Here is a 15,880-nt window from a genome sequence, read left to right on the forward strand (position 1 = left end):
TAGAAACATGAAAAAGCTTGTTACAAGCATTCTGTCGCTCGCAGCCGTCGCCGCTTTTGCCGGCGCTGCTTTCGCCGAGGATGCAGCACCGGCCGCCGGTGCAGCTCCGGCCCATCACGAGGAAAGCGCGACCCCGCACTATCCCCTGAAGGAGCCGACCGAGGAAAAGTGGAGCTTCGCAGGTCCCTTCGGTCACTATGACAAGGGCCAGCTGCAGCGCGGTCTGAAGGTCTACACCGAAGTCTGTTCTGCCTGCCACTCGATGAACCTCGTGCCCTTCCGCATGCTGAGCAACCTCGGCTACTCGGACGCGCAGGTGAAGGCATTCGCGGCAAATTACGAAGTCCAGGACGGTCCTGATGCCAACGGTGAAATGTTCACCCGCAAGGCTGTTCCGTCCGACCACTTCCCGTCGCCCTATCCGAATGCGGAAGCGGCTGCAGCCTCCAACAACGGTGCGGCTCCGCCGGACATGTCGCTGCTCGCCAAGGCTCGTGAAGTCGAGCGCGGCTTCCCGCAGTTCGTCTTCGATATCTTCACCCAGTACCAGGAAAGCGGCCCGGACTACATCCATTCGCTGCTGACCGGCTACCAGGATCCGCCGGCTGGCTTCCAGGTTCCGGCTGGTGCGCACTACAACCCGTACTTCCATGCCGCTGCAGCCTTCGCGATGCCGAAGCCGCTCTCCGACGACCAGGTCACCTATGACGATGGTTCGCCACAGACCGTCGACCAGTATTCGCGTGACGTTTCGGCCTTCCTGATGTGGGCTGCAGAGCCGCATCTCGAAGAGCGCAAGCGCACCGGCTTCATGGTCATGGTGTTCCTGCTGATCTTCTCTGGTCTCATCTTCCTGACGAAGCGTTCTGTCTACGCCAGCAAGGACCACTGAGCGGGTTCGATACCGATTGCAAAAGGCGGCCTCCGGGCCGCCTTTTTTGTTGGTTCCGCCTCGGGCAATTGATAGGGTGCAGCCTCTTTGTGCCCTCGCAGACAGACGGACTTTCCATGAACACCATTGCCTCGGAGCTTGCCGCCAGCATCCGCTCCATTACGGACTATCCAAGCCCGGCATCATCTTTCGCGACATCACCACGCTGCTCGGCAATCCGCGCGCCTTCCGCCGCGCCGTCGACGAGCTGGTGCAGCCCTATGCGGGCCTGAAGGTCGACAAGATCGCCGGCATGGAGGCGCGTGGCTTCATCCTCGGCGGCGCAGTGGCGCACCAGCTGTCGGCCGGCTTCGTGCCGATCCGCAAGAAGGGCAAGCTGCCGCACGAGACCGTGCGCATCGCCTACAGCCTGGAATATGGCGTCGATGAAATGGAGATGCATCGCGACGCGGTGCAGCCGGGCGAGAAGGTCATTCTCGTCGACGACCTGATCGCCACGGGCGGCACGGCCGTCGGTGCGACCAAGCTCTTGCGCCAGATCGGCGCCGAAGTGGTCGGCGCCTGCTTCGTCATCGACCTGCCGGATCTCGGCGGCCGCAAGAAGCTCGAAGAGCTTGGCGTCGATGTTCATACGCTGGTGGAATTTGCCGGGCACTGACGCCCGGCATTGTCTTTCTATTCGAATTCGAGGACGCTGCTTTCGAAGCGGATCACCGGGACGCCGTCCTGGTTGACGCCCTCGTTGAGGATCTTGTTCAGATGCCAGCCCGGGCGCGATGCGAGCGGGCGGCTGGAGAGGAAGGTCACCGAATAGGCGATCGTCTCATCGACGAAGACGGGCTTCAGCCATTGCAGCTTCTCGAAGCCGGGCGAGGGGCCGAGCTTCGGGGCGGCAAGCCCCTCCTTGGCAAGGCGCACGCTCTGCGCCATCCAGTAATCCAGGAAGGTCCGCATCCAGGCGGCGCAATTGTGCCAGCCGGAGGCGCAGAGATCGCCGAACAGCGTGTGCTTTGCGGCCTCACGGTCGACATGGAAGCGCTGCGGATCGAAGCGGGTGGCGAAATGGACGATCCGCTCCTCGGTGAAGGTATAGCTGCCGATCTCGATCTTTTCGCCGACGGTGTAGAGCTCGGTCATCCTCATGCGCGCGTCTCCCCCGCTTCGCGGGTGCTGAACATGATCCAGTTTTCGGAGTAGCAGACGAGCTCGCCGCGCTGGTTCTCGATCTCGTGCTTGAAACGGGCGATGCCGATGCCGGGGCGCGAGCGCATCAGCCGGGATTCCAGCACGATCGAGCGGCCGGAGAGCGTATCACCGGCCAGCACCGGCTTCTTCCATTCCATCAGATCGATGCCGGGGGCGCCCTGCGAGTAGGAATTCAGCAGGTAGCCCTCGGCCATCATCCGCATGAACAGCGCCGACGTATGCCAGCCGGAGGCGGCGAGACCGCCGAGGATGCTGGCCTTGCCGGCGGCCTCGGACGTATGCATCGGCTGCGGGTCGAACTCGGTGGCGAACTCGATGATCTCTTCGGCCGTCACCGGAATCGGGCCGAGCGGAAAGCTGCGGCCCGGTTCGAAGTCTTCAAATGCTAGCTTCATTTCGCTTCGCCCTCCCAGCGATCGCGCGAACGCCTGCTAAAGCGCGGACGCTTACGTGTTGAAGCGGAAGTGGATCACGTCGCCGTCGGCAACGATATATTCCTTGCCTTCGTCGCGGCCCTTGCCGGCTTCCTTGGCGCCGACTTCACCCTTGAAGGCGATGTAGTCGTCGTAGCCGATGGTGAAGGCGCGGATGAAGCCGCGTTCGAAATCGGTGTGGATGACGCCGGCGGCCTGCGGGGCCTTGGTGCCGCGCACGATCGTCCAAGCGCGCGTTTCCTTCGGACCGACGGTGAAATAGGTGATCAGGTCGAGCAGGTGGTAACCGGCGCGGATCAGGCGGTCGAGACCGGCCTCCTCGAGGCCGAGCGCGGAGAGGAATTCCTTGGATTCTTCTTCCGGCAGCTGCGCCACTTCGGATTCGATCGCGGCCGAGATGATGACGCATTCGGCGCCCTGCTTCTCGGCCATTTCGGCGACGGCCTTGGTGTGCTCGTTGCCGGTGGAGGCGTCGGCCTCGGCGACGTTGCAGACGTAGAGGACCGGATGTGAGGTCAGGAGGTTGAGGCCCTTGAGGATCTCGATTTCCTCGGGCGCCAGCGTCTTCAGGAGAAGACGGGCGGGCTTGCCCTCGTTGAGGAGCTTGACCACGGCTTCCATGATCGGCAGCTGCGCCACGGAATCCTTGTCCTTGCTGGCGGCGCGCTTGCGGGTCTGCTCGACGCGGCGCTCCAGGCTTTCGAGGTCGGCGAGCATCAGCTCGGTCTCGATCGTGTCGGCGTCTCCAACCGGATTGATGCGGCCTTCGACATGGGTGATGTCGTCGTCCTCGAAGCAGCGCAGCACATGCACCACGGCATCGACTTCGCGGATGTTGGCGAGGAACTTGTTACCGAGACCTTCACCCTTCGAGGCGCCGCGCACCAAGCCGGCGATATCGACGAAGGAAATGCGGGTCGGGATGATTTCCTTGGAGCCGGCAATCGCCGCCAGCTTCTGCATGCGCGCGTCGGGAACGGCGACTTCGCCGGTGTTCGGCTCGATCGTGCAGAAGGGATAGTTTGCCGCCTGCGCCGCCGCCGTCTTGGTGAGCGCGTTGAAGAGGGTCGACTTGCCGACATTCGGCAGACCGACGATACCGCATTTGAAGCCCATGGCTGAATGTCCGTATTCGCTGAAATCGTTGCCTTGCCTATGGGGGAATGGCGCCCCGCGGTCAAGACTTGCGATGATCTGCGGGGCATCAACCTTGCCGGTAAGGCGGATTTGCCTTACTTTTGCGGGGGTAGGAGTGATCTGATGGTGCGCCTGAAAGTTACCGCTGAGAACCAGATCACTCTCGATCAAGCAATCCTTGAGCATCTCGGCATTGGACCGGGAGACGAAATTGAACTTACTCTCCAGCCGGGCGGATTTTCGATAGTCGACGCTGGCGCCAAGGAGCGTCAAATCGAGCCTGACAATAGGAAGCTGCCGATCGAGGCCATTTTTGGTATGTTGGAGAACACGACAGGTAAGCGCTATACAATCGATGAGCTTAACAAGGCTATCGAAGAAGGTTGGGCAGGCAAGAGATAGCGGTTGCCCGGGCTAAATCAGGCTTGAATTGCAAAGCGCTTCGGCCAAATTAACAACTGTGCAGTCGCACACCCCCTATCATCGACGGTGGACTTCCCATGAGTGACAACGACGTTGTCTTGAAGCCAAAAACCAAGATCAAGCCAAAGCTGGAAAAGCCGAAGCTCTACAAGGTGATGCTGTTCAACGACGATTATACGCCGCGTGAATTCGTCACCATGGTGCTGAAGGCTGTGTTCAAGATGAGCGAAGGGGCCGGCTACAGGATCATGCTGACCGCCCACAAGATGGGGTCGAGCGTTGTGGTCGTCTGTACCAAGGATATCGCCGAGACCAAGGTCAAGGAGGCGATGGACTATGCCAAAGAAGCGGGCTTTCCGCTGATGCTGACGGCCGAACCGGAAGAATAGTTTGGCGATCTCTTAACCAGTCCTCTTCATCGGATCTCCGCTGTTTTGCCGCAGGATAGGCGAAACGAGGAGGCGCTCATGCCTGCTGAAGCGGCGACCTGGCATTATTTCGTGGCGGCGGCGATCTTTGCGCTGCTCGGTGCCATCGGCCATGTCTGCCGGGCGGTGTTCAACGTGCTGCCCGATCGCATCACCGACAGGCCGCTGATGGATCTGCCGCTCTCCAGCGGCTACAATCTTCCCGACCTGCTGTTCGGCACCGAATATGACGACAACGGCTACTACCGGCTAGACAGCCTGAAGAATTTCCGGATCTCGGTGATGCTGAGCACAGTCGGCGGTCTGCTGGTCATGCTGTTTTCGCCGGGAGCCTCGGGCGCGATTGCCTGGATGATCGACAGCGGGTTTTCGGCGCTGTGGAACCTCTTTCTCTACCGGCTGCACAGCATCGGCCTATAGGTGTCAGCGGCCGGCGGGGCGGCGAACCTGATAGCCGGTCTTGTCCTGCGTGAAGCCGCAGTTCTCGTAGAAGCGCAGGGTCGACGGTGTTTTCGAGCCGGTCAGCAGCATCACCTTGTAGCAGCCGGCCTGCCAAGCGGTTTCGATCGCATGGGCGATCAGCGCGGCGCCATAGCCCTTCTTGCGATGGGCCGACAGCGTCACGACGTTTTCGATCAGCGCGTAGGGGGCGCCTGCGCGCGTTAAATTGGGGATGACCGAGAGGGTGACGGTTGCTGCGGCTTCCTCACCTGAAAAGCCGATGAAGATCTGCATGCCGGGCTGGGCGAGGATGGCATCCATCTGCTTTTCGGCGACAGCTGGTTCCAGCGGCGGATCGGACGGGTTCAGTTCGGCATAGAGCGCGAGCAGGGCGGCGAGGTCGCCGGCCCCGGCGGTGCGAATGGCCAGCGCTTCGCTCATGTGATCAGTCGCCCTTGTTGCCGAGCAGTTTCTTCAGCATCTCGGCCATCGGGCCGGTGGCCGGCAGGATCTTCGGCTGGTTGTGGTTGCGGGCCTGATGGATATGGGATTTCGCCGCAGGCTTCTTCTCGGCCTTCGGCTTTTCCTCTTCCGCCTTGCCGCCGACGGCGAGCGCCAGCTTGTTCATCAGCTGTGAATCCTCATTGCGCACCAGCATACCGGCATTATCGGCCAGGGCGTCGAGCAGCGGTTCCAGCCAGCTCTGGTCGGCCTTGGCGAAGTCGCCGAGAACATGATGCTGCACCATTTCCTTGACACCGGGATGACCGATGCCGAGGCGCAGGCGGCGGTATTCGCGGCCGCAATGGGCGTCGAGCGACTTGATGCCGTTATGGCCGCCATGGCCGCCGCCGGTCTTCAGCCGCGCCTTGCCGGGCGCCAGGTCGAGTTCGTCATAGATGGCGACGAGGTCGGAGGGCTGCAGCTTGTAGAAGCGCATGGCTTCGCCGACGGATTCGCCCGAGAGGTTCATGTAGGTCTGCGGCTTAATCAGCAGCACCTTCTCGCCCTCGAGCTCGCCTTCGGCGATCTCGGCCTTGAACTTCTTCGACCAGGGCGAAAAGCTGTGGCGGCGGTAGATGGCATCGAGCGCCATGAAGCCGATATTGTGCCGGTTGCCGGCATATTTGCTGCCGGGATTGCCGAGACCCGCGATGATCAGCATAGCCAATCCATTCCTTGAAACGATGATGCCCGTTTCACCACCGCGAAACGGGCACGAAGTCAAGCGCTAAGGGGCGAATGCGCCTCAGTGCAGCAGAGTGAGGCCGTATTTCTGGAAGATCTGCCGCTGCGTGCCGTCGGCGATCAGTTTGTCGAGGGCGACCTGCATCCTGCGCCTGAGATCGTCGGGGAAATCCTTCTGGCAGGCGATGCCCATCGGCTGGGTCGACAGCACTGTCACCATCTCCAGCGGCTGTTCCTGCTTCAGCTTGTCGAAATAGAGCTCGGAGATCGGCATCATGTCGATGCGGCCGCCCAGCAGCTTGCGCAGCGTCGCGTTGAAGTCGCTGGCTACGTCGAGCTTGGTGAAGCCCTTCTCCTTCAGCGTCGTCTCCGTATAGTCCTCGCGCTGGGTGCCGACCGTATATTGCTTGGCCTCGTCGAGTGTATCAGCCTTGACGCCGGAACCGGTCTTGGTGATCAGGATGTTGCGGTCGACGAGCAGGGGCTCGATCCACTTGAACAGCGGATCGCGGGTGCTGTTATGGGCGGTGGCGAAGACGCAGGTCATCGGCGTCGTCTGCGCCATGCCATAGGCACGCGCCCAGGGAACCAGCTCCAGCGTATAATCGACGCCGATATCGGCCATCACCTTTTCGACCTGCTCGACGGTCGCGCCCTTGATCACCTTGCCGTCGCGGTAGTTGAACGGCGCATATTCTTCCGTGAAGAAGGACACCGTCTCGGCGGCAGCTGCTGTGGGCAACATCAGAAAGGCGAGAAGCAGCAGCTTTTTCATTCGCATGGCTCCGTCGTTGGTTTTATGAGGCACGCGCCACGAAGGGGATCACACCGCTCAGTTTCTCGATCAGCTGCGCTGCAGTCTGCGGCCTGTGGAAGAGATAGCCCTGTCCATAGTCCAGCCCCATCTGCTGCAGCGTGCGGCATTCCTCTTCGGTCTCGATACCTTCGGCAATCACAGTGCAGTTCATCTTGTGCGACAGCGTGGTGATCGCCTCGATCAGCATGCGGCTCTTGTGGCCGACATTGTCGTTGGCGTCGTTGATCGCGCGGGTGAACGACTGGTCGATCTTGATGATATCAACCGGGAAGCGATTGAGGTAGCTCAAAGACGAGTAGCCTGTGCCGAAATCGTCGAGTGCGATGCGGCAGCCGAAGCGGCGCAGCTCCGTCACGATCATGCGGATCTGCGGGTTGTCGTGCATCAGCACGGCTTCGGTGATTTCGACGACGATGCGTTCCGGGCGGATGCCATGGCGGCCGAGCAGGCCGGCGAGCCGCGAGGGGAGGGCTGCCTCGAACTGCAACGGCGAGAAGTTGATCGCCAGATAGGTGTCCTGCATGCCCGAGATGCGGGAGATGCGGGCGAGATTGGCGATCGCCTTTTCCATGATGACATTGCCGACGCGCACGATCTTGGCGGTCTCTTCGGCAACGTTGATGATCTCGGCAGGGGGCATCAGGCCCTTCTGCGGGTGGTTGAGGCGCAGCAGCGCTTCAAAGCCGGCAATGTTGCCATGCGTCAGGCCGACGATCGGCTGCAGATAGGCTTCGAACCAGTCTTCGGCGAGGCCGGCCTCGATGCAGCTTTCGATCTCGGCGCGGCCGCGGGCCTTGTCGAGCATGCTGGCATCGAACAGGCGGGCGCCATTCTTGCCGTCGCGCTTCTTGGCATACATCGCCATGTCGGACTTCTGCAGCAGCTCGGAGGCATTGGCGGCGTGGCGCGGATAGATGGCGACGCCGACGCTGGCGCTGAGATGCAGGTCAGGGCCGAACGGCGTGTCGAATATGGTGGCGATCTGGTCGCACATGGCGCGCGCCCGCTTTTCGGCATCGGCGGCCGGCAGCAGGATGGCGAATTCGTCACCGCCGAGGCGCGCGGCCTCATCGGACGGTGCCAGATGGGTCTTGAAGCGGTCGACGAGTTCGCGCAGCGCACGGTCGCCCTCGGCATGGCCCATATTATCGTTGATCCACTTGAAGCGGTCGAGGTCGACGAAGAGGCAGGCGAGTTCCTGGCCTGCGGCATCGGCTTCGGCAATCTTGCGGTCGAGCACGGCTTCGAAGCCCTGGCGGTTCAGGAGGCCGGTCAGGTGATCGGTGATCGCCTGGCGGTGATTGCGGTCTTCGGAGGCCTTGAGCTCGGTCACGTCGGTCATGACGGAAAGCGACAGCTTGTCGGTGCCGCCGGTGGCGGCGTTGGATTCCAGCACCAGCACGTCGATGACGCGGCCGTCGGCGCATCTGAACTTGACGGTGACGTCGAGCGCGCCTTCCTCGGCGGTGTTGCGGCGCGACAGGAAGATCTCGCGGGTATCGGCTGTCACGAGTTCGGCGAACTTGCGGCCGACAGCGTCAGTGCGGCTGTAACCGGTGGCGACCAGCCAGTAGTCGCTGACGGCGGTGATGCGGTCTTCCTCGTCGAGCGAGAAGAGCATGGCGGGCGTCAGGTCGTAGATATCGGTGGCGCGGCGGTGGGCGAGCTTCAGCTCCTTTTCCTCGCGCTCCAGCTTGGTCTGCATGTCGTTGAAGCTGCTGGCGAGGCGGCCCATCTCGTCGCCGGACTGCCAGTCGACATGGTGGCGCGAGCCGAGCTGGCTGGTGGCCTCGATAGCGGCGATCAGGCGCATCAGCGGCTGGATGACGAAGATGCGGTTGCCGATCAGCGCACTGCCGAAGACGGCGAGCACGGCGAAAAGGAAGATCGAGATGAAGACCACTTCCTCATGCTTCAGACCGGCGAAAAGGCCGAGCTTCGGATAGTAGACGGAGATGCTGCCGAGGTTCTTCGGGCCATCGACATTGTTGTAGATGATGGCGCGCGAGACCTGCTCGAGCTCGCCGGTGAAGGACTTCGGAATGGTGCTCTGGGTGACGTCGAGCTGGCCGGACTGGTCGCGGACCTCGACCTTGACGATGGCGCCCTGGGAAACGATCGTCGCGGAGATCTGCGTGACGCTGTCTTCGTCGAGATCCCAAAGCGGCTTGGCGAGCGCCTGCGAATTGGCGACCAGCAACACGGAAATATGGTCGCGGATTTCCTTGTCGGCGCGTTCGGAGGAGAGGAAAAGGAAAAGCACGAAGAGTGGGGCTACAAATACAAGTAGCGCGCCGCAAACGATCGCAAAAAACCTATTTTCAACGGAATTATTCATTGTTCCGTTTTCTCCCGGCCGCTTCTTCTTCGGCCGTCTCTTCTAATATACGGCGGTATGGCAATAACTTTGGGGAGAATGCTTCCATGAATGTGTTAAAGCTTGCTGAAACGGTTGTAGCCAGCAAATGAAAAGGCCCGCCTTCCGGGTGGAAAGCGGGCCTTATGCTTTACAAATTGATAGGAAGCTTATCAGGCTTCAGCGTCGCCTTCTTCGGCGGCTTCTTCGACGCCAGCTGCCGGAGCAACGATGGTGGCGATCGTGAAGTCACGGTCGATAACCGTGGTAACGCCCTTCGGCAGGGTCACTTCCGAGATATGGATGCTGTCGCCGATCTTCTTGCCGCTCAGGTCGACATTGAAGAATTCCGGGATCGCGTTTGCCGGGCAGTGAACTTCGACTTCGTGACGAACGATGTTGAGAACGCCACCGATCTTGAGACCCTGGGACTTCTCTTCGTTGATGAAGTGAACCGGGATCTCGACGGTAACCTGCGTGTTGCCGGAAACGCGGAGGAAGTCCACGTGCATCGTGAAGTCACGAACCGGGTCGAGCTGGTAGTCCTTCGGGAGAACCTGGTACTTCTTGCCGCCGACGTCGATCGTGGCAACCGTGGTCATGAAACCGCCGGCATGGATACGCTTCGTCACCTCGTTGGTGTTGAGCGTAATAGAAATCGGGGCCTGCTTGTCACCGTAGATGACAGCGGGAATCAAACCGTTGCGGCGAAGTTCACGGGCGGACCCCTTACCAACCCGTTCGCGCGCCTCGGCCTTGAGCTCGTAAGTGTCGTGGCTCATGGCATTTCCTTTCGAGGTTATATGGAGAGTTCAAATCCGGCATCTGCCGGGCAGGAACTGGAGGTGCCTTTCGGCGGCCTCATCCGCATTGCCTCCAAGGGTGTCTGTGCGGACGCGTGCGCTATAGTCTATGTGCGGCGGAAACGCAAGCTGGGCAGGGCACAGAAGCCTCTTGCCCTTGTAGTTGTGGCTTTCTTTGGCGTGGTTGTAAAATCTGACGTTTGTTTAACCAAGGAATCGCATTCCAAAAGCCAATTAATGAATCCTACCATGCGAATATCTATAGGTGATCACGGTTTCAATCTCGGTCACTTCCATGTTGCGTATCATTTCCTGCATCACAGTCGAACATAGCCTGCCGCATCTCGTCTTTGCGACGGTGATCTGCCTGCTGGGCTCAGTGCTGACGATGCGGCTTTTCAGCCGGGTACGCCGGACCGAGGGATTGCAGAAGTATAACTGGCTGTTCCTCTCGGGCTTCGTTGGCGGCTCGACGATCTGGACCACGCATTTCGTCGCCATGCTGGGCTATCAGTCGCCGGCGACCAACGGCTATGAGCCGGAACTGACCCTGCTGTCGCTGTTTATCGGTATTGCCGCCAGCGTTATCGGCTTTTCGATCGCGGCACTGACGCCGAAGAGCGCGCTCATCGAAGCGGGCGGCGCGATTGTCGGTCTCGGTATCGCCTGCATGCATTATGTCGGGATCGCCGGTTACAAGGTTGCCGGCCACATGGTCTGGAGCGAGCCCTATGTCGTGGCGTCGCTGATTGCGGCGGCGATCTTCGGTGCGATCGCCACCAATCGCGTCGCCCGGCCGGTCACCCGTTTCTGCAAGCATGGTTCGGCGCTGGCGCTGATCCTGGCGATCGTGCTGACGCATTTCACCGGCATGGCCGGGCTGACGATCGTTCCCGACAGCGCCATCCCGGTCACCGGCGAGCTGATCTCGGTCGGCATCATGACCGGCCTGGTTCTCGCCGTCATGGTGGTCATCCTCGCGCTTGGTGCCTCCACCTATGTCATCGACCTGCAGACCAGCCAGGCGGCCGTCGAGCGCTACCGTCACCTGTCGCTGCATGATCCGCTGACCAACCTGCCGAACCGCGCGGCCTTCAACGAGCATGTCACGGCGCTGACCAAGCGCCCGAAGGACATGACTGCGAATATTGCGGTGTTGTCTTTCGATCTCGACCGCTTCAAGGAAATCAACGACGTTCACGGCCATGCGGCCGGCGATGCCGTCTTGCGCGCGGTTGCGGACCGGCTGATGCATCTGAGCAATGACATGCTGTTCGTGGCCCGCGTCGGCGGCGACGAATTCGTGGCGGTCATGAGCAAGTATTTCATCCGCGCCGATGCCACTTCGCTGGCGCAGCGGATCATCGATGTCATCGCCGAACCGGTTTCCTGGGAGGGGCAGACGCTTTCCGTCGGCACCAGCATCGGCATCTCCACTTTCCCGGGGCAGGCGGGTACGATCGATGATCTCCTGTCGCAGGCCGATATCGCCATGTACCGGGCGAAATCGACCTCGAGCAACAGCATCTGCTTCTACGATGCATCGATGGACCAGATCTCGCGCGAGCGGAATGCGCTGGCGATGGAAATGCGTGATGGCCTGAAGCGCGGCGAGTTCGAGCTCTTCTATCAACAGCAGAACGATACGATGACGCGCGAAGTGGTCGGCTTCGAGGTGCTGCTGCGCTGGAAGCATCCGGTGCGCGGCTATATTCCGCCGATGGAATTCATTCCGATCGCCGAGCGCAACGGCTTCATTCTGGAGCTCGGCGAATGGGTGCTGCGCAGCGCCTGCGCCGAGGCTGCGACCTGGACGAACCCGCTCCGGATCGCCGTCAACGTCGCGCCGCAGCAGCTGAGCGACCACCGCCTGCCGCAGATCGTCCATGAAATCCTGCTGCAGACCGGTTTGCCGGCATCGCGGCTGGAGATCGAGATCACCGAGTCCGGCATTATCGCCGACCACCAGCATGCGCTGCACGCGATCCGCCGCCTGAAGGCGCTCGGCATCAAGGTTGCAATGGACGATTATGGCACAGGCTATTCGTCGCTTTCGACGCTGCAGAGCTTCCCGTTCGACAAGATCAAGATCGACCGGGCCTTCGTCGATGGCGTTGTCACCAACAAGCAGTCGGCGGCGATCGTCCGCTCGACGCTGATCCTGGCGGCAAGTCTCGACATTCCGGTTCTTGCCGAAGGCGTCGAGAACGAAGATCACATCGACTTCCTGCGCCGGGAAGGGTGCCTTCAGGTGCAGGGCTTCCTGTTCGGCAAGCCGGTGCCGCGCGCCGGCATCGAGACCATCGTCGGCGCCGAAGCGCCCGCCAAGGTCGCGGAACCTCAACCTGAGGTTATCGTTGTGGATGACATCAAGCCCGCAGCGGCCGCCTGAACAGAAAATATCAACCCGCAGATGAGGCTGGCTTGACATCTTGCCTGCGGCAATCTCACATGCGCGCCTTCATGCGGCAACGGGAGTTTATCGAGATGCGTCACAGGCTTATCACGGCGACGAGCGCCATTGTTCTGGCTTTGGCTACGGGGGCGTCGGCGGCGGATATCAGCCAGGATGGCGCCAATGCGATCCGTGACAATCTGAATCATCTTCTGCCTGGCGATATCGCCAAGAAGCAGCCTGTGACCGTCAAGCCGGCAGGCTCGCGCTACGAGATCACCTATGATTTCGCCAAGCTCCTGGACAAGGTCAAGAAGCAGGATTTCGAGATCAAGGGCCTGACGCCGTTCACGATGTTCGCAACGCCGCAGGACAGCGGCCTGTGGAACCTTGAAGGCAACAACAACTTCAACGTCACCGGCCATTTCAAGGGTCCGGACGACAAGCGCTCCGATTTCACCTATTCGATCGCCCAGATGGATTTCACTTCCGTCTTCGATCCGGCGATCAGCTACCTGCGCTCGGGTGATTTCAGCGCCAAGGATCTGAAGTTCAGCTCCACGACCGATACGGAATCCGTCAACGCCAGCTTCGCCGACATGGTCTACAAGCTGAGCTCCGCCGACAGCGCGATGGCGGGACGCCTGGACTTTGCCGCCAATGGCCGGTTCGGGACGTTCGCCGAGCAGGTGAGCAGCAAGGACATGCCGCCGATCCAGTTTTCGGCCGACAGCCTGGATTTCAACGCCAAGGTCAACGGCATCGCTGCCAAGGACCTGAAGGAGATGGTGCTCTTCGTTCTCGATCACGCCGATCAGAAGGAACTGAGCAAGGAGAGCGAAACCAAACTCAAGGAGATGCTCGGCAAGGCCTTCCCGCTGCTGACCTCGCTTGAGGAAACGATCACGCTCAACAATCTCGCCGTCACCAGCGCCGTCGGCAGCGGTGGCGCGAAGTCCTTCGGCTACCACTTTACGGTCGATGGCCCGAGCAATGCGACGCGCATCGGCGTCGCCATGGATGCGGCCGACGTCAAGCTCGACAGCGCGCTGATCCCGCCCGGCTACACGGCCTTCCTGCCGCAGGCGCTCGATATCCAGTTCGGCGTTCCCGGCATGGATTTCGCAGCCTTCGGCGACGAGTTCATGAAGGTCGATTTCAGCAAGGCTGCGGGTGACACCGAGAAGGCCGGCCAGCAGGCCGCCGAGAAGCTGTTCCCGGGCGGTATCCTGAAGGTCGATTTCCCGAAGATCAGCGCCAAGTCCGGCGTCTATGACGTCGAGATGTCCGGCGAGCTCGAGGGCCGCGTCGATACGCAGAAGGACTATAAGCTGCACGCCTCGATCGTGGCGCGCGACTACGACAAGACCATCGCGGCGGTTCAGGAACTGGCAAAGACCAACCCGGATCTCAACCAGGCCTCCTTCGGCCTGATGATGATCAAGGGCTTTGCCAAGCCGGATGCGGATGGCGCCCAGCGCTGGGATGTCGATGTCGCGAGCGACGGCTCCGTCAGCGTCAACGGCCAGCAGATCAAGGGACCGGATGCGCCGGCGGCTGACGAAGGTGCTGCGCCTTCCGACGAGGCTGCTCCCGGAGACGCCGCCGCTCCTTCCGATGACGCGGCACCGTCTGATGAGACGGCGCCTTCGGATGAGGCGACGCCCTCCGAAGAGACCAAGCCCTGATCAAGCAAAAGGCCCGCTTCAGAGCGGGCCTTTCTTCTTTCAGATCGGATGACTTACCGGCGGCACTCGCCGCCGCCGATGATGCGGAAGCCGGCATTGCCTGCTTCGCAGGCGTTCGGGAAGGTCTGCTGCTGGCGGCCGCGTTCGCCGCAGACCGGACGGTATTCGCGGGTGCAGATGCCACCCGGACGCTCGGGGCGGTCCGGACGGTCGGGCCTGCCCGGGCCGCCTGGGCTACCTGGCCAATCCGGACGACCGGGGCGATCGGGCTCCGGACGCGGGAAGGGCGGGGGCTCGCGGCGGCATTCGCCGCGGCCGACGATCCGGAAGCCGCTATTGCGGGCCTGGCAGGCATTGCCGAAGGTCTGGGTGCGGCCGCCGCGCTCACCGCAGACGGGCGCATATTCCATGGTGCACATCTGAGGCTCGGGCGGGCGCGGACGCGGTGGCGGCCGCGAATAGCCCTGGTCAACCTCGACGGTGCAGGCCGCCAACAGCGGAATGAGCGCCACCAGCGCCAGCCGCTTGCCAGTCTTCAGATGATTTCGGATTTTCGTCAAAACTGCTCCCCCGTGCGAAAACAAATCACAACGGGGCGAAACTAGCCGAAACGGCAAAAGCGATGAAGCCGCAAAATGCAACTTCACCGCTTCGATTTGATTGGGAATGGAACCGTCAGTCGAAGAGGCTCGAAACCGACTCTTCCTGGCTCGTGCGATTGATGGCTTCGCCGATCAGGTTGGCGGTCGTGATGACGCGGATATTGTGGGCCGACTGCACAGCCGTCGTCGGCTGGATGGAGTCGGTGATCACGAGTTCGCGCAGCTTCGATGAGGTGATGCGGGTGACCGCACCGCCGGAAAGAACGCCGTGGGTGATGTAGGCGGTTACGCTGGCCGCGCCCTGAGCAAGCAGGGCATCGGCGGCGTTGCAAAGCGTACCGCCGGAATCGACGATATCGTCGATCAGGATGCAATCCTTGCCTTCGACGTCGCCGATGATGTTCATGACTTCGGATTCGCCCGGGCGGTCGCGGCGCTTGTCCACGATCGCCAGCAGACAGTCGAGGCGCTTTGCCAGCGCGCGGGCGCGCACGACGCCGCCGACGTCAGGCGAGACGACGGTGACGTTGCTGGTGTCGTAATTGGCCTTGATATCGCGCGTCAGAACCGGAACCGCATAGAGGTTGTCGGTCGGGATATCGAAGAAGCCCTGGATCTGGCCGGCATGCAGGTCGAGCGTCAGAACGCGATCGGCGCCGGCTTCGGTGATCAGGTTGGCAACGAGCTTTGCGGAGATCGGTGTGCGGCCGGAGGCGCGGCGATCCTGGCGGGCGTAGCCGAAATAGGGAAGGACGGCCGTGATGCGGCGTGCCGAGGACCGGCGCATCGCGTCGATCATGATCAGCAATTCCATCAGGTGGTCGTTCGTCGGGAAGGACGTCGACTGAACGAGGAAGACGTCCTCACCGCGGACGTTCTCCTGAACTTCGACGAAGATTTCCTGGTCAGCAAATCTTCTTACGCTGGCCTTGCCCAAGGACACATTGAGATAGGTGCAGATCGCTTCGGCGAGATGCCGGTTCGAATTGCCTGCGAAAACCTTCATTTTGGCCCGCCTATTGTCTGCTGATAGCCGCGCTTTTTAGCCAGCTTGCTTCTGAATGCAAGCG

At 61.4% G+C, this 15,880-nt stretch carries 16 protein-coding genes and 1 pseudogene; 7 read left to right on the plus strand and 10 right to left on the minus strand.

Features of this window, described 5'->3' with window-relative positions; translation table 11 throughout:
* Nucleotides 1–7: 7 nt before the first annotated feature.
* Both F2982_RS16160 and F2982_RS16165 read left to right on the plus strand, forming a co-directional pair.
* A complete protein-coding gene (locus F2982_RS16160) occupies nt 8–892 on the plus strand; it encodes a cytochrome c1 (protein WP_112719337.1) in 885 nt (294 codons plus the stop codon).
* 116 nt (nt 893–1,008) lie between these two features.
* Nucleotides 1,009–1,550, plus strand: a pseudogene (locus F2982_RS16165) (adenine phosphoribosyltransferase).
* Between the two features lie 17 nt (nt 1,551–1,567).
* Here F2982_RS16165 and F2982_RS16170 read toward each other — a convergent pair.
* The 3 genes from F2982_RS16170 to ychF are packed head-to-tail and all read right to left on the minus strand — an operon-like array spanning nt 1,568 to nt 3,648.
* Nucleotides 1,568–2,035: a MaoC family dehydratase gene (locus tag F2982_RS16170; RefSeq protein ID WP_203428443.1), complete on the minus strand. Its 468-nt coding sequence runs from the start codon at nt 2,033–2,035 to the stop codon at nt 1,568–1,570.
* A complete protein-coding gene (locus F2982_RS16175; RefSeq protein ID WP_112719334.1) occupies nt 2,032–2,493 on the minus strand; it encodes a MaoC family dehydratase in 462 nt (153 codons plus the stop codon). The genes F2982_RS16170 and F2982_RS16175 overlap by 4 nt, the downstream gene beginning before the upstream one ends.
* A gap of 51 nt (nt 2,494–2,544) precedes the next feature.
* Nucleotides 2,545–3,648, minus strand: coding sequence for a redox-regulated ATPase YchF (gene ychF / locus F2982_RS16180; protein WP_203428444.1), 1,104 nt, complete (start codon nt 3,646–3,648; stop codon nt 2,545–2,547).
* A gap of 6 nt (nt 3,649–3,654) precedes the next feature.
* Here ychF and F2982_RS16185 point away from each other — a divergent pair, with 6 nt between their 5' ends.
* From F2982_RS16185 to F2982_RS16195, 3 genes are all read left to right on the plus strand, one after another.
* Entirely contained in the window at nt 3,655–4,071 is a 417-nt protein-coding gene (locus tag F2982_RS16185) for an AbrB/MazE/SpoVT family DNA-binding domain-containing protein (protein WP_203428445.1), read from the plus strand.
* Between the two features lie 98 nt (nt 4,072–4,169).
* Nucleotides 4,170–4,481: an ATP-dependent Clp protease adapter ClpS gene (gene clpS, locus F2982_RS16190; protein WP_203428446.1), complete on the plus strand. Its 312-nt coding sequence runs from the start codon at nt 4,170–4,172 to the stop codon at nt 4,479–4,481.
* A 78-nt stretch (nt 4,482–4,559) separates the two neighbouring features.
* Complete coding sequence (locus F2982_RS16195; protein WP_199627090.1) at nt 4,560–4,940, plus strand: hypothetical protein; 381 nt, start codon at nt 4,560–4,562, stop codon at nt 4,938–4,940.
* A 3-nt stretch (nt 4,941–4,943) separates the two neighbouring features.
* Here F2982_RS16195 and F2982_RS16200 read toward each other — a convergent pair whose 3' ends face one another.
* The 5 genes from F2982_RS16200 to F2982_RS16220 form a co-directional block, all read right to left on the minus strand.
* Nucleotides 4,944–5,402 (minus strand): GNAT family N-acetyltransferase, encoded by a 459-nt coding sequence (locus F2982_RS16200; RefSeq protein WP_203428447.1) that lies wholly within the window; start codon nt 5,400–5,402, stop codon nt 4,944–4,946.
* A gap of 4 nt (nt 5,403–5,406) precedes the next feature.
* A complete protein-coding gene (pth, locus tag F2982_RS16205; RefSeq protein WP_112719327.1) occupies nt 5,407–6,126 on the minus strand; it encodes an aminoacyl-tRNA hydrolase in 720 nt (239 codons plus the stop codon).
* Nucleotides 6,127–6,210: 84 nt separating this feature from the next.
* Nucleotides 6,211–6,924: a transporter substrate-binding domain-containing protein gene (locus F2982_RS16210; RefSeq protein ID WP_112719326.1), complete on the minus strand. Its 714-nt coding sequence runs from the start codon at nt 6,922–6,924 to the stop codon at nt 6,211–6,213.
* 22 nt (nt 6,925–6,946) lie between these two features.
* Nucleotides 6,947–9,304 (minus strand): EAL domain-containing protein, encoded by a 2,358-nt coding sequence (locus F2982_RS16215; RefSeq protein ID WP_203428448.1) that lies wholly within the window; start codon nt 9,302–9,304, stop codon nt 6,947–6,949.
* 191 nt (nt 9,305–9,495) lie between these two features.
* Nucleotides 9,496–10,104, minus strand: a complete 609-nt coding sequence (locus F2982_RS16220) for a 50S ribosomal protein L25/general stress protein Ctc (protein WP_112719325.1) — start codon at nt 10,102–10,104, stop codon at nt 9,496–9,498.
* Nucleotides 10,105–10,420: 316 nt separating this feature from the next.
* Between F2982_RS16220 and F2982_RS16225 the strand changes: the two genes are divergently transcribed.
* The gene (locus F2982_RS16225) at nt 10,421–12,517 is read left to right on the plus strand and encodes a bifunctional diguanylate cyclase/phosphodiesterase (protein WP_203428449.1); all 2,097 of its coding nucleotides are present in this window, start codon (nt 10,421–10,423) and stop codon (nt 12,515–12,517) included.
* Nucleotides 12,518–12,612: 95 nt separating this feature from the next.
* A complete protein-coding gene (locus tag F2982_RS16230; RefSeq protein ID WP_203428450.1) occupies nt 12,613–14,208 on the plus strand; it encodes a hypothetical protein in 1,596 nt (531 codons plus the stop codon).
* A gap of 53 nt (nt 14,209–14,261) precedes the next feature.
* Here F2982_RS16230 and F2982_RS16235 read toward each other — a convergent pair whose 3' ends face one another.
* Both F2982_RS16235 and F2982_RS16240 read right to left on the minus strand, forming a co-directional pair.
* Complete coding sequence (locus F2982_RS16235) at nt 14,262–14,759, minus strand: Kazal-type serine protease inhibitor (RefSeq protein WP_246777561.1); 498 nt, start codon at nt 14,757–14,759, stop codon at nt 14,262–14,264.
* Between the two features lie 124 nt (nt 14,760–14,883).
* A complete protein-coding gene (locus F2982_RS16240) occupies nt 14,884–15,816 on the minus strand; it encodes a ribose-phosphate pyrophosphokinase (protein WP_112719322.1) in 933 nt (310 codons plus the stop codon).
* Nucleotides 15,817–15,880 lie beyond the last annotated feature (64 nt).

The sequence above is a fragment of the Rhizobium sp. BG4 genome (genome assembly GCF_016864575.1).
Taxonomy (GTDB): Bacteria; Pseudomonadota; Alphaproteobacteria; order Rhizobiales; family Rhizobiaceae; genus Rhizobium.

Excerpts from the sequence above, each read along its gene's own strand:
- F2982_RS16160 (WP_112719337.1), top strand. The coding sequence starts at position 8 with ATGAAAAAGCTTGTTACAAGCATTCTGTCGCTCGCAGCCGTCGCCGCT.
- F2982_RS16170 (WP_203428443.1), bottom strand. The coding sequence starts at position 2,035 with ATGAGGATGACCGAGCTCTACACCGTCGGCGAAAAGATCGAGATCGGC.
- F2982_RS16175 (WP_112719334.1), bottom strand. The coding sequence starts at position 2,493 with ATGAAGCTAGCATTTGAAGACTTCGAACCGGGCCGCAGCTTTCCGCTC.
- ychF (WP_203428444.1), bottom strand. The coding sequence starts at position 3,648 with ATGGGCTTCAAATGCGGTATCGTCGGTCTGCCGAATGTCGGCAAGTCG.
- F2982_RS16185 (WP_203428445.1), top strand. The coding sequence starts at position 3,655 with ATGTCCGTATTCGCTGAAATCGTTGCCTTGCCTATGGGGGAATGGCGC.
- clpS (WP_203428446.1), top strand. The coding sequence starts at position 4,170 with ATGAGTGACAACGACGTTGTCTTGAAGCCAAAAACCAAGATCAAGCCA.
- F2982_RS16195 (WP_199627090.1), top strand. The coding sequence starts at position 4,560 with ATGCCTGCTGAAGCGGCGACCTGGCATTATTTCGTGGCGGCGGCGATC.
- F2982_RS16200 (WP_203428447.1), bottom strand. The coding sequence starts at position 5,402 with ATGAGCGAAGCGCTGGCCATTCGCACCGCCGGGGCCGGCGACCTCGCC.
- pth (WP_112719327.1), bottom strand. The coding sequence starts at position 6,126 with ATGCTGATCATCGCGGGTCTCGGCAATCCCGGCAGCAAATATGCCGGC.
- F2982_RS16210 (WP_112719326.1), bottom strand. The coding sequence starts at position 6,924 with ATGAAAAAGCTGCTGCTTCTCGCCTTTCTGATGTTGCCCACAGCAGCT.
- F2982_RS16215 (WP_203428448.1), bottom strand. The coding sequence starts at position 9,304 with ATGAATAATTCCGTTGAAAATAGGTTTTTTGCGATCGTTTGCGGCGCG.
- F2982_RS16220 (WP_112719325.1), bottom strand. The coding sequence starts at position 10,104 with ATGAGCCACGACACTTACGAGCTCAAGGCCGAGGCGCGCGAACGGGTT.
- F2982_RS16225 (WP_203428449.1), top strand. The coding sequence starts at position 10,421 with ATGTTGCGTATCATTTCCTGCATCACAGTCGAACATAGCCTGCCGCAT.
- F2982_RS16230 (WP_203428450.1), top strand. The coding sequence starts at position 12,613 with ATGCGTCACAGGCTTATCACGGCGACGAGCGCCATTGTTCTGGCTTTG.
- F2982_RS16240 (WP_112719322.1), bottom strand. The coding sequence starts at position 15,816 with ATGAAGGTTTTCGCAGGCAATTCGAACCGGCATCTCGCCGAAGCGATC.